We start from the raw sequence: 12844 nt of genomic DNA, 5'->3' as shown, positions 1-12844 counted from the left end.
GCGCAATCCAGGCTCAGCCCATCGACGACGATCGATCGGGCTGACGCCGGCCTTCGCGCAAGCCGAGCGTGTAGACAACAAGCGCGCCGCTCATGATCGCCAGTTGCCACAACAGCATGTCGCTGCCGCGTGCTTTCATGGCGAAACCGGCAATGAGCGGCCCCACGATCGAACTCGCGGTAAAGGTGAGCGACACCAGCCGCATGTTGCGCGTAAGCGCGGCTTTGTCGCTGCATGCCGCCGCGACCATGCCGAGTGTGATGTACGCGCTGTTCATGCCGCCGAGCAGCAAGGCGCTCGCGCCGGCGAGCCATGAGGCGGGCGCGGCGAGCGCGAACCCGCAGATCGCCAGCGTGCTGAGCGCGGCGCAGACGATCACCGTGGCCGCCAGGCCCGCGCGATCGGCGAACCAGCCGACCGGAAATTGCAGCGCCATGCCGCCGACACCGAATAACGTGAGTAGCGTGGCCGTCTGTGTGGTGCTGAGACCGTGGGCGTCGGCAAAGAGCGGGAAGAGCCCGTAGAGCGCGCCATCGCCGATGCCGCCTGCCGCGACGACCACCATGCCGAGGCTGACCATTGGGGCGATAGGGCCGATTGTGCCGACCGGGGTGCCTTTTGCGGCGCAGTCTGTTCGCACAGGCCGTGCTGATTTGACAGCGGAGGGCCTGTCGTCCGACGCAGTCAGCCACAGGGGAAGGGCCGCCACAAACGTGAAGGCTGCGCCAGCCGCGAACGTAATCCGTCCGTCGACTGCGCACCACACCGCCAGGGCCGGGCCGATGACGCCAGCGCTGGCAATCAGTGCTTCGTGCACGCCCACTACACGTCCGCTCGATTCGGCCGGCACAAGCCGATAGAGCCACGTTTCATTGGCGATCCAGCGCAAACCGATGCCGAGTCCGGTCAACAGGCCAGGCACGAGCCATAACGGCCACCACAGCGCGTTCATCGTTGCGAACGCAACCACCGTGGCGGCGAGACCGAGCGATACCGTGCGTTTCGCACCGAGCCGCTCCACCAGCCACGGCGCGATCAACAAGCCGGCCAGCATGCCGGTCCATTGCGACGCGGAGAAGAGGCCGGCGCGCGGTGCGTCGAGGCCACGCTGCGCCAGCCACACCGGCAGCACCATGAAGCCGATGCCGAACTGGCCGATCTGCGAGAGCGCCGAGACCGCGGTCAGCGCGGCGATCGCCGGCCAGCGCACCGGCGCGGCGGCATTCATGTGCCGCTCCGCGCGGGCATGGGCAGACCCTGTTCGCTGCATTCGACCGGGCAGCCGGCTTTCAGGCAAGGGCCGTCGTCGCAAAGGCGGCACAGTTGCATGGCGTGTGCCGGATCGCGGGTCTCGTTCCACAGGATCTTGATCAGCAGGCTTTCGAACACCTCACGTTCGTGCTCGTCGAGCTGCCCGACGATGCGTTGGAGCATCTGGTCACGTGCCGTTTGCAGGCGTTTGGCTTCACGCTTGCCGGAAGCGGTCAAGGCAAGCGCGACGGAACGTCTATCCGTGCCGGATTTCTTTTCGACGAGGCCCGCGTCCACCAGACCCGCAACGGCGCGGACCGCGGCCGGATGCGAAAGATCGACCGCCTCGCGCAATACTTCAATGGATGAATCGGGATATTGACCGACCGCGTTGAGCATGGCACGGGCAGTGGGGCCCGCGAGCGCGGCCACGGTAGGCTGCGCGTTCATCTCGTCCGTGACCAGCAGGGCGAGCACGCCAAGCAGGTTTTCTGTGCGCTGCGTCATAGCGGTACCTCAATGTGTGCAACGTGCATATATGCATAGTGCACACATTGAAGATGATGCGCAAGCGGTTTTTAATGCCGCCCCATTGTGTTCGGTGGGGTGGGTTGAAGCGCCCGTCGTCACTTCGCCAACCGCGCCCGCACGGTGTATTCGCCCTCGTTACCCTCGTCTTCCGCCATATGGGCCATCGCCGTCTCGAAGTCGGGCGGCAGCGGCTCGACTGGATAACCGCGTTTTTCCCATGCGTCGAGGCCGCCCTTGAGCGCGCGGACGTGATGGATATTCTTTCGATGCAGTTGATTGACGATGCGCTTGGCCGTCGCTTCGTTAGGACAGACGCAGTAGACGACAATCGGCCGCTTCAGTAAGTCGGGGTGCAGTGGCTCGGGCGAATCGAGGTCCAGCAACTGCGCGCCCGCAATGCGGTGCGATTCTTTCGCGCGGATGCTGTGCGGCCGGGCATCGAGGATCAGCGGCGGCTCATTGGACTTCATCAGTTCGTCGAGCTGGTCCGGCGAGATGCGTATATGCGCGAGCCAGCGGCGGAACTGCCAGCGGCGCACGTAGCGATAGAGGAGCACGGCAAGGAAGATCGCCGCGAACGCGTCGAAAATCGTGCCGCCGTGATGGCGCACGAGCAGCACGAGTTGCACGATCTGATCGTCAAGCGCCGCGCCGCCGATCACCCACACGCTGGCCCACAGCATCGCACCGACAAAATCCCACAGCAGAAACACGCCGACGTTGATTGGCGTGGTGCCGAGCAGCGGCGCCGAGATCAGGCCGAGTCCCGGCAGAAATTTGGCGACAGTCAAAATCGGCGCGCCGTACCGTTCATAGGTATTGCGTGCGACACGGACGGTGGTGTCGAGCGAGAGTGAGAAGCGCACCAGCTGATTCAGCAAGCGCCGGCCGTATGTTCGTCCAGTGAAGAACCACAGCGAGTCTGCCAGCAGTGTTGCGCAGACGGCGGCCCCAATGACGCTGGCATAAGAGGTTTGTCCCATGGCGGCCATCGTTCCGCCGAGGATCAGCATCGGCGCCGCCGGAATCGGCAAGCCGAGTTGCGTGACGAGCACGCTCATGAACACGGCCCACACGCCCAGCGAGGGTGGAATAGCAACCGGAAAATGCCACACAACCACGCTCCTGTTGATGCGATGAAGGGATCTGGAACAGCCCGTACCTGGCCGGCGTGCGTTGCGAACACGTCGTGCAGGGCCTGTTCTTGCCGGACAGCGGCCCGCTGCATGGCTCGTTCAGCTGGCCGGTGGCACGAACGCAGCAGCGCGAACTTCGGATTTAAGCACAGGTTGGTGAAATGGCGCTGCGGGGCGGGCTGAGAACCTGAAAAAAATTAAGGGAATGGAGCGATTGACCGTGCTGCGGTGCCTCTGTGGAGCCTGTCCCTGCCGCTGCTCAACGCGGAGCAAAGCGCCAGATTGACCGGGACGGCAGCGAGTCGAAGTTCGCTACAATCGTCGTGCACATACAGATACAACGGAGACACAACATGGCAAACCTTCAGCCGATCAGCCGCTATCCCGTGCCTGAGCCTGACGCGTGGCCGGACGACATCCGCGCCCGCATCCTCGAAGTGCAGGAGAAAGCCGGTTTTGTTCCGAACGTATTCCTGACGCTGGCGCACAGGCCGGATGAATTCCGCGCGTTTTTTGCGTACCACGACGCGTTGATGCTGAAAGAGGGTGGCCTCACCAAAGGCGAGCGCGAGATGATCGTCGTCGCGACGAGCGCGGTGAATCAGTGCCTGTATTGCGTGGTCGCGCACGGGGCGATTCTGCGCATTTACGAAAAGGCGCCGTTGCTTGCGGATCAGGTGGCAGTCAACCATCGCAAGGCGGATATCACGGAGCGCCAGAAGGCGATGCTCGACTTTGCGCTGAAGGTTTGCCGTGAATCCGGCACGGTCGACGATGCCGATTTTCAGACGCTACGTAAGCACGGCTTTTCGGATGAAGACGTGTGGGATATCGCGGCCATCACCGCATTTTTCGGTTTGTCGAACCGGATGGCCAACGTCATTTCAATGCGCCCGAACGACGAGTTCTATCTGATGGGGCGTGTGCCGAAAGCGGCGGCGGACGCGCCGCGAAAATAGCATCGGGGCAGCGAGTAGCGGACTCGCGGTGTGTGCGGATACGTGCTCACGCTTGCTCGCACCCGAACCCTCACGCAGCCGCCGGCTCTGACCGGATTGCGGGCGTGCTGACGGCCTTGTCGTCGATCGGGAAGTGCAGCATCGCGGCGATGAGTCCGGAAACGACCGTGGCTTCCCACAGCAGCGAATACGACCCGGTCAGATCGAACACCAGGCCGCCTAGCCATGCGCCGAGAAACGAGCCGATCTGGTGGCTCAGAAAGCAGACGCCAAAGAGGCTGCCGAGGTGCCGCGTGCCGAACACTTTCGCCACGAGTCCGCTCGTCAGCGGCACGGTCCCGAGCCAGGTTAGCCCCATCACCGCCGCGAAGATCACGACCGAAGCGGAGGTCTTCGGCAGCAGAAAGAAGGCGCCGATCGTCACGCTTCGAATGAGGTAAAGCCAGCCGAGTACATGGTGCTGTCGGAACCGGCCGCCCAGCCAGCCGCATCCCCAACTGCCCGCCATGTTGAACAGGCCGATCAGCGCGAGCGCGGTGGCACCCAGCCCAACCGGCATATGGCAGAGCGTCAGATACTCAGGCAGATGGGTGGCGATGAACGCGAGCTGAAATCCACAGGTGAAGAAGCCGAGCGTCAGCAGTCGATATCCCCGATGCTGGATCGCCTGAGCGAATACCTTGCGAAGAGGCGCAGCGGGCGGCTCCTGAACCTGCATGCCGACACTCGCGCGCCGGTCGAGCACCATGCCGAGCGGCGCGATCAGCAGCATCAGGAAGGCCAGCACGAAGAGCGAGGTGGCGATACCCGAGCTGAGTCGAATGCTCTGCACGAGCGGGATCATCAGCACCTGTCCTGCCGAGCCGCCTGCGCTGACGAGACCCATCGCCATGCTGCGTTTTTCTGGGGAAGCGATGCGGCCGACTGCCGGCAACACCACGCCGAACGTCGTGCAACTCACTCCGATGCCGACCAGCAAACCCATACCGACAATCAGCAGCGGGCCCGACGGCGCGACCGCCGCGATGCCCAGGCCCGCGGCAAACGTCGTCGCGCCGAACGCGACCACCGGCGCCGAGCCATAGCGGTCCGCGGCAGCGCCTGCGAACGGTTGCGCGAAACCCCATACCAGGTTGTGCAGCGCGATGGCGAAAGCGATCAGCGTGACGGGCATTCCGCGGTCGAACGAGAACGGCCCGATGAAGAGGCCGAAGGTCTGCCGGATGCCCATGGCGGCGCTCAGAATCAGTGCGCCGGCGATGATCACGAGCGTCGTCTGACTCAACGGGATGGCGAGGCGTTTGCTATTTGTCGTGGACATGGATCTGATCTCCTTGGACACCATGGTCGCAGCGAGCGTCAGAAGCGGCAAAAGAAAAGATTTTGACGACGGGTGAGTGTGGCTCACCTGACCAGATAGAGGGCGTGCAGGGTTTAGTGGTTGACGCCGCGCGATTCCGCGTTGGCAGCATCGGATGGATTGGCGAACGGTTCAGCCTCGCTGAGCAGCCACCGTTTGAAGTCGGACAGTTCCGGGCGATTTTCCGCGCTATCCGTGTTTTGTGCGCTCACGAGCCAATACGCCGTGGAGGAGGCGATTGTTTGTGGACTGACCTCGACGAGTGCGCCGCTCGCGAGATCGCGGTCGACTAGCGGCCGTCTGCCGAGCGCGACGCCGAGGCCCATGCTCGCGGCTTCGAAAGCGAGCTGGATCGTGTCGACGCGCAACCCGTCGTTCAGGTCGATACCATCGATGGCGGTCCCATCGATGGCGACCCCGTCGAACCACGCCTGCCAGTCCTCGCTCGCCGAGTTCACGTGAATGAACGTCGCGTGACTCAGATCGATGTTGCCATGCGCGTCGCGCAGGTTATTCACGTACGCCGGGCTGCACACCGGCACGAGGCGTTCGCCGAACAGACGCGTCCACGCGGTCCCCGCAACCGGAGCGCGGCTCAGGCGAATGGCGAAATCGAAACCGTCGACGGGAAAGCCGACCTGACGGTGCGAGGTATCGACGGTGACGTTCGCATCCGGCCAGCGCGCACGAAAGGCGGCGAGGCGCGGCAACAGCCAGCGCGAGGCGAGTGTGGGCGCGCAACTCAGCGCGATCGGGCGATTCGCGCGGTGGTTCGGCAGGCGTTGCGTGCCGATCGCGATCAGCGAAAACGCTTCGGATACGTACGACAGATAGTCGGCGCCTGCCGTCGTCAGCGAAATTCCACGCGGCTCGCGTACGAACAGTTCGACGCCGAGTGATTGTTCGAGGCCGACGATACCGTGGCTAATCGCGCTCGGCGTGACGTTCAGTTCCGCGGCGGCGAGCTTGAAACTCTGATGCCTGCCGGCCGCTTCGAAAAAACGAAGCGCGGGCAGGGGTGGCAGACGAAGCGGCATGGGGCATCCTCAAAGGCGGAGCGGCGGGCGCCGTGACGGTGCAAAAGTGCGCCGGCGCGCGCATGCTGTTTCGGGAAAGGATACCTTGCAATGAGGTTTCGATTGTCGCCGCGACGGGCCAGCAAAATATTTCGCTTACGTTGTCGATTCGCCGCCACGCTGTTCGTCGTGGCTATATAAGGGCAAAAGATGCGCTCGCGGCTGCGTCGCGTCATCCCGTGCCGTGGCTATCGCGCCCTTAATCCTTGTTACCGCAACAGGAGGTGGCTGATGAATGACGTAGACCCATCTGCACAAGCGTTGAAACCGGCCCGGCTGCTGGCCGAATCGCCCGCCCGGTTTCCGGGCGAGAGCGCCGAATATCGCAGAGCGCGCAACGACCTGCTGGCTGAGGAAATCGAGTTGCGCCGTCATATCGAACGCGTGGCCGCACAGCGCCGCGCGCTGCCGCCCGGCGGTATCGTGCCGCAGGACTATCGCTTCGAGGGCGAAGCGGGTCCGGTGACGCTGTCGGAAATGTTCGGCGCGCATGACACCCTCGTCACCTACAACTGGATGTTCGGCCCGCAGCGCGAGCGCCCCTGTTCGATGTGCACTTCGCTCCTGAGCGCTTACGACGGCGAAATGCCCGACATATTGCAACGCGTGGCCTTTGCGGTGATCGGCCGCTCGCCGATCGACAAGCTGGTGGCCTTCAAGAAAGAGCGCGGCTGGCGGCACCTGCGGCTGTATTCGTCGGGCGGCAACACCTTCAACCGCGACTACGCCGCTGAAGTTCCGGATGGCGGCGACAATCCCGCCTTCAACGTGTTCACGCGTTCAGGCGGTACGGTGCGGCATTTCTGGGCCGAGGAGATGGGGCCGTCGACGGCGGACCCGGGTCAGGATCCGCGCGGTGCACCCGATGTGATGCCGATCTGGACGGTGCTCGACATGACGCCCGGCGGCCGCGGCAGCGACTGGTATCCGGAGTTGGAATACGACACTGCGGCGCGTTAGTCGTGCGGTTTCATGCCCGTGTGCGGTGCGCCTGTCGTGCTGGTTCGCACGAGACAGGGGATGAGAGCATCTACGTCTCGACGACGTGACCCTGCCCGAGCATGGTCTGCAAATAGGCCGGGACGGCGCTTGCCCGCATCGGCCTGCCGAACAGATAGCCCTGCAGCGCGCGAGCGCCCAGCGCCTTGACGACGTCGGCTTGCGACGACGTCTCGAGTCCTTCCACGATGCATTCAAGTCCGAGGTTTCTGCACAGATCGAGCACCGACTTGACGATCTTCTTCGACGCGCTATTGGAGTCCACGTCGGTCATGAAGCTGCGGTCGATCTTGATCGTATCGAAGGGCAGGCGATGCACGTAGCTAAGGCTCGAATAACCGGTGCCGAAATCGTCGAGCGAGACACGGCAGCCGGCTTGCTTGATCATCGTCAGCGAGCAGTGGGCCTGCTCGAAATCGCGCGTGACCGCGGTTTCCGTGATCTCGAAGTTGACGTGATGCGCGGGCACGCCGCTGCCCAGCACGATATCGACCAGGCGGCGAGCGCGCGGCGAAGTCGAAATATCGATCGCGGAGAGATTGAACGACAGATAGAGATCGGATGGCCAGCGCGATGCTTCATCGAGCGCTTTGCGCAGCAGCACCTCAGTGACGCGCAGAATCAGGTCGGTACGCTCGGCAATCCGAATGAATTCCTCTGGCCTCACTGCGCCTAGCCGCGCGTTGTGCCATCGCCCGAGCGCCTCCATGCCGATGGTGCGTTGGGTGAGCACATCGTAGATCGGTTGAAACTCGAGGAACAGTTCGGACTCCAGGTCCGCATGACGGAGTTCCTGGGCGACGAGACTCGAGCGCCGGATCCGCGTCTCATGTTCCGTCGAGAAAATCACCGGTGTGCCGCGACGGCTTTCCTTGCCGACGTACAAGGCGGCGTCGGCGCGTTCGAAAACCTGCTGGACTGTCGTACCCGCTTCAGGAAACGCGGCCCAGCCGATCGTTCCGGTCAGTTCGGCGACATTGCCGGCCACCCGATACGGCTGGCTGAGCGCTTCGCAGATGCGCTCCCCCAACTCGACGAGCGTCTCGTTCGGCAGTTTGTGTTGGGCCAGCACGCCGAATTCGTCGCCGCCCAGGCGCGCGAAGAAGATGCCCGGTTCCGCGAGCGCCAGCAAGCGCACGCCGACTTCCTGCAGCACGAGGTCGCCGCTTGCATGTCCGTAGATATCGTTGACCTGTTTGAAGCCGTCGAGATCGATCAAGCCGACATTGAAGCCGCCACCGGCGGCGGGCGTCTGTTCCGATAGCGCGCGCAGCGAGGCGAAGAAACTGCGCCGGTTGGGCAGGTCGGTCAGGCTGTCGATGCTCGCGAGCCTGAAGTTGTCGTCGCTGAGTTTTTGCGTTTTCTGCTGGCTCACCTGCAATTCGCGCTGCGCGTGCACCACGCCGGCAAACGTCCGGTAATACAGCTCGATGATGAAGGCGAGTGCGACGCCGACCAGCGTCATGTCGATGGCCATCGCGATGAAGACAGGAGAGCGCGTGGAGACCATGAACGTCGAAAAGATCAGGATGACGATCGATAGCAGAAGCAGGGCGGCCGCCCGCAGATGCATCAGGCAGAACACGCAGCCGACCAGGGTCGTCGCCATATAAAACGCGACCTGGGCCTGCTCATAGGCGGAGCCGTACGGAAACAGCAGGAGCGACCAGGTGCTGAAGGCGACGGCGAAGATGCCCGCGAGCCAGATCAGCTTGCGTAGTTCGGGCACGGCCTTGTCGTGCGTCAGAACCCGGTGCCGGACGCGCCACCAGCGCACGCAACGGATGATGCACAGCACGCAGAGCGCCGCGGGGAAGTAGATGGACAACCAGGCCGGCGCCGATCCCAGATGCGTGACGGCCACCGCCATCGTGTTGACGATCAGGATGAAATAAAGCAGCGGTATCTGGTGGCCGAATGCCTGGAGTTGCGAGCGCACGAGTTCCGGGTCGCCTTCCGCGACCGATAGCGCTTCCCTCAATCTGGCTAACCGAACCATGCCCGTCCTTGTAACGTTTGCGCTGCACACGCAGCTTTGTATATCGGCAACGTCGGTGAGACCTTGAGAGAATTCTCAGTGGAAAAAAATCATGCGTGTTGAACGAGCGGTAAATACGCCCTGGGAGATCGTCGGCGATGAGTCATTTGTGCCGCGTCAGCCTGCGCGAGGTCCGCCGGTTCGCGGCGTAGAGATGTTGTATGACGTCCTTGTTTTTCAGCGGCGCAGGCTGTTCCGCTGGCGAGTCTTGCGTGATTTTTCGCGCTACAGCGCCGCGCCGACCCGCATCACGCAGGCGAAATCGCCGGCTGCCGCGGTCGCACAAGACCAGGCGGCGAGCGCCAGGCATGTTGCAATATGGCGAATTTTCATTGTTTTATTCTTCCCGGATTTTTATTGCTGAGCGTGGCGCGGTGCTGAATCGCGAATCTTTGCGATCCCCCATAACATCGTAAAAAACCATGGTGGCAGCCGATTTGCCGCCGCTAAATCACTGAAATTGCAACGGATTGTGATACGCCGCGGAGAGCCGTAAAGCGGGAGAAATGCGTAAGCGCGCGATTCTTATAGCACTTTGGGACAAAAAAACGTCAAATTGCCGCTGGGCGGGCGATACAAGGCTTACATCCAAGGTTTGCGCGAATACGCGCCTATGCGTTAGTGTGTCGGTCCCGGCGCAACAGATGTGGCGCCGGTTCCATGATTACCATACGGGAAGTGCTATGAACAAACAGGAACTGATTGATGCAGTCGCCGCAGCGACGGGCGAAAGCAAAGCGGCCACCGGCCAAACCATCGACGCTATCGTCGAAGCGGTGACCAAAGCCGTGGTGGGTGGCGATACGGTGCAACTGGTCGGTTTCGGTTCTTTCTCGACCGGCGCGCGCGCAGCACGCGTGGGTCGCAATCCGTCGACCGGTGCAGAGATCCAGATCGCCGCAGCCAAGACGGTGAAGTTCACCGCCGGCAAGGCATTCAAGGAAGCCGTCAACGCGTCGTAATGCAACGCGCCTCGCGCTGGAGCATCCACTCGCGCTGTTTTAGTGCGCGGTGCCCGATGCATCGGGCGTGAGGAAACACGCGCTGCCCAACACCGGTGAGGGTGTTATATCGGTGGTTGGTGCGGCGCGTGTGGTGCTTATGTTGCTGTTGTTTGCTTCAGGTTTGCGTCGTGCACGCTCGCGTTCCAGCCTTTATTGATGCTCATCGTGATGGTCATCGGACGGTTACTGGATGCGCGAGATCGTGCAGGCCGCGTCGGCGGATTCAGCCCGCGCGTCGTTTCCGGGTCGCTTCGGCCAGCGTCTCGAGCGCCGGTTCGGTTTGCGCCCAGCTCACGCAGGCGTCCGTAATCGATACGCCGTAACGCAGCGGCACACCGGTCTTCAGATCCTGACGACCTTCTTCCAGATGACTTTCGAGCATGACGCCGAGAATGCGGCGCTCGCGCTGCGAGAGTTGCTGCGCCAGATCCTCCACCACCTCCAGTTGACGCAAATGCGATTTGCCTGAGTTCGCATGTGAACAGTCGATCATGACCTGCTCGCGCAGGCCTGCCGATTTGAGCACTGCGCAAGTTGCGTCGACGGACGCGCTGTCGTAATTCGGACCTTTCTTGCCACCGCGCAAGATCACGTGCGCGTCGTCATTGCCACGCGTCTCGAAGATCGCGGCCATACCCATCTTGGTCATACCCATGAACGCATGGCTTGCGTGCGCCGCAACGATCGCGTCCGCGGCGATCTGCACGCCACCATCCGTGCCGTTCTTGAAGCCGATCGGGCAGCTCAGTCCCGACGCAAGCTGCCGATGACTCTGGCTCTCCGTCGTGCGCGCGCCGATCGCACCCCACGCGACCAGATCCGCGATGTATTGCGGGCTGAGCAAGTCGAGAAATTCGGTGGCCGTGGGCAAGCCGAGACCGTTGATGTCGATCAGCAGTTGCCGTGCGAGACGTAAGCCCTCGTTGATACGGAAGCTGCCATCGAGACGCGGGTCGTTGATATAGCCTTTCCAGCCTACCGTTGTGCGCGGCTTCTCGAAGTACACCCGCATGACGATCAGCAGATCGTCCTTGTAGGTCTGCGCCGCGACCTTGAGCTTTCGGGCGTATTCGATGGCCTGGTCGTGGTCGTGAATCGAACACGGGCCGACGATCATCACGAGCCGGTCGTCACGGCCGTGCAGAATATCGGCGATTTCCGCGCGGGTTTTCTCGACGAGCGTCTGCACCGACGGCGGCACAGGCAATTCGTCCTGCAGCAGGGCAGGGGAAATCAGCGGACGTACTGCACCGATGCGAACGTCGTCGATGCGCGTGGTGTCCTGGGTGGCGTCGGCCGAGCCGACTTCCTGATCGTGCAAAGGATTGTCGATGGCGCTCAAAATAGTCTCCCGGACCTTGGATGTTGGGGTGGCCTCACCGCCTGAGCGGGTGAGTGTCGGTGCGTTGATTCGCTGCCGGGATTATGACACTCGCGCGTGCGGGCCGGATGACCGTCATTCGAGGCGTTTGATCAGCGCCATGGCGGCGGCCGGATTGCGTTCCTTGAAGCCGCTGATGACGTAGAGGTAGACGTCGCGCGCCGTGGTTTTTGCGGGGGCCGCGGCGGATGTTTCGAGGTCGTCCGGTGTCGTGCCCGCAGCGAGTTGGCGGGCGCGTTCGACCCAGGCGTCGAGGGCCTTGGTCGAATAGCCTTTGGCTTCCTTGTCGCTGGTACCCATGATGCGGGCGTAGACGAATGGCGCGGTGATGTCGGCGATTTGCGGGTAGTCGCTGTCGGCTGCCAGCACGATGGCGACTTTGTACTTTCTGGCTAGCGCGATGAATTCGGGGGTCTTGAAGGTGTCGTTACGGACTTCGATGGCGTGCCTTAGTTTTTGGCCTTCGATGCTGGCGGGCAGCAGTTTCAGGAAGGCCTCGAAGTCTTCCGGGTCGAACTTTTTGGTAGTGGCGAATTGCCAGTTGATCGGGCCTAGCTTCTGTTTTAGCAGTAGCACGCCGCTGGCGAAGAAGCGTTCGATGGTTTCGTTGGCGTCCGCCAGGACTTTTCGGTTTGTTGCGTAGCGGGGGGCTTTGAGCGAGAAGACGAAATCTTCGGGGGTTTCCTGATACCACTTTTCGTAGCTTGCCGGTTTTTGCAAGCCGTAGAAGGTGCCGTTGATTTCTATCGATGTGAGATTTTGGCTCGCGTGTTGGAGCTCGCGGCTTTGTGTCAGATCCGACGGGTAAAACGTGCCTCGCCAAGGGGCGTAGGTCCAGCCGCCTATGCCGATTCGGATTTTGCCGGGTTTCGGGGATGGCATTTTTTTTGAGCCTGTTTGGGCGGCTTCGCCGGGAGAGGTAGGTTAGCGCATCTGGCTGAGGTTTTTTACCTTCGTGGCGGTTTTTTTGTTTTGCCTGCGCGGCGCTTGTTTGTCTGTGTGCCTGGGGTTTTGGCCTTTCCTTGTTCTGGCTTTCGTGCCTTTCCTTGCATTGTTAGTGGTCTATTAGCGTTGCCCCTGTGCGGGGCGGCACCTACTTCTCTTTGCCG

Annotated in this window: 11 protein-coding genes; 3 read left to right on the top strand and 8 right to left on the bottom strand. The window is 62.3% G+C overall.

Translation table 11 applies throughout. The annotated features are described in order from the left end of the window. Positions 1–13 precede the first annotated feature (13 nt). The 3 genes from P3T25_RS33915 to P3T25_RS33905 all read right to left on the bottom strand — a co-directional run bounded on the left by P3T25_RS33915 (position 14) and on the right by P3T25_RS33905 (position 2897). On the bottom strand, positions 14–1228 hold the full coding sequence (locus P3T25_RS33915; RefSeq protein ID WP_429361359.1) for an MFS transporter: 1215 nt from the start codon (positions 1226–1228) through the stop codon (positions 14–16). After that, positions 1225–1758, bottom strand: a complete 534-nt coding sequence (locus P3T25_RS33910) for a MarR family winged helix-turn-helix transcriptional regulator (RefSeq protein WP_266240516.1) — start codon at positions 1756–1758, stop codon at positions 1225–1227. The genes P3T25_RS33915 and P3T25_RS33910 overlap by 4 nt, the downstream gene beginning before the upstream one ends. Positions 1759–1877: 119 nt before the next feature. After that, a complete protein-coding gene (locus tag P3T25_RS33905) occupies positions 1878–2897 on the bottom strand; it encodes a VTT domain-containing protein (protein WP_171926167.1) in 1020 nt (339 codons plus the stop codon). A 374-nt stretch (positions 2898–3271) separates the two neighbouring features. Between P3T25_RS33905 and P3T25_RS33900 the strand changes: the two genes are divergently transcribed. Next, positions 3272–3877: a peroxidase-related enzyme gene (locus P3T25_RS33900; RefSeq protein WP_266240517.1), complete on the top strand. Its 606-nt coding sequence runs from the start codon at positions 3272–3274 to the stop codon at positions 3875–3877. A gap of 70 nt (positions 3878–3947) precedes the next feature. Here the strand turns inward: P3T25_RS33900 and P3T25_RS33895 are convergent, their stop codons facing one another. Continuing rightward, a complete protein-coding gene (locus P3T25_RS33895; RefSeq protein WP_429361356.1) occupies positions 3948–5198 on the bottom strand; it encodes an MFS transporter in 1251 nt (416 codons plus the stop codon). Between the two features lie 113 nt (positions 5199–5311). Next, complete coding sequence (locus P3T25_RS33890; protein WP_429361354.1) at positions 5312–6274, bottom strand: LysR substrate-binding domain-containing protein; 963 nt, start codon at positions 6272–6274, stop codon at positions 5312–5314. Positions 6275–6544: 270 nt separating this feature from the next. Between P3T25_RS33890 and P3T25_RS33885 the strand changes: the two genes are divergently transcribed. Beyond that, a complete protein-coding gene (locus P3T25_RS33885) occupies positions 6545–7273 on the top strand; it encodes a DUF899 family protein (protein WP_266240520.1) in 729 nt (242 codons plus the stop codon). 70 nt (positions 7274–7343) lie between these two features. Here P3T25_RS33885 and P3T25_RS33880 read toward each other — a convergent pair whose 3' ends face one another. Further along, complete coding sequence (locus tag P3T25_RS33880) at positions 7344–9311, bottom strand: putative bifunctional diguanylate cyclase/phosphodiesterase (RefSeq protein WP_266240521.1); 1968 nt, start codon at positions 9309–9311, stop codon at positions 7344–7346. A gap of 722 nt (positions 9312–10033) precedes the next feature. Between P3T25_RS33880 and P3T25_RS33875 the strand changes: the two genes are divergently transcribed. Beyond that, on the top strand, positions 10034–10312 hold the full coding sequence (locus tag P3T25_RS33875; protein ID WP_006049832.1) for an HU family DNA-binding protein: 279 nt from the start codon (positions 10034–10036) through the stop codon (positions 10310–10312). A gap of 265 nt (positions 10313–10577) precedes the next feature. Here P3T25_RS33875 and P3T25_RS33870 read toward each other — a convergent pair whose 3' ends face one another. Then, on the bottom strand, positions 10578–11696 hold the full coding sequence (locus tag P3T25_RS33870; RefSeq protein WP_429361352.1) for a 3-deoxy-7-phosphoheptulonate synthase: 1119 nt from the start codon (positions 11694–11696) through the stop codon (positions 10578–10580). A 114-nt stretch (positions 11697–11810) separates the two neighbouring features. After that, positions 11811–12617 carry a DUF72 domain-containing protein gene (locus tag P3T25_RS33865; protein ID WP_266240523.1) on the bottom strand — a complete coding sequence of 269 codons (807 nt, stop codon included), beginning with the start codon at positions 12615–12617 and terminating at the stop codon, positions 11811–11813. Positions 12618–12844: the final 227 nt, after the last annotated feature.

Source organism: Paraburkholderia sp. GAS32 (assembly GCF_050434225.1).
In the GTDB taxonomy this organism is placed as follows: domain Bacteria; phylum Pseudomonadota; class Gammaproteobacteria; order Burkholderiales; family Burkholderiaceae; genus Paraburkholderia; species Paraburkholderia madseniana.
The sequence above is the reverse complement of the archived record's forward strand: the minus strand, read 5'-3'. Positions and strand labels throughout refer to the sequence as shown.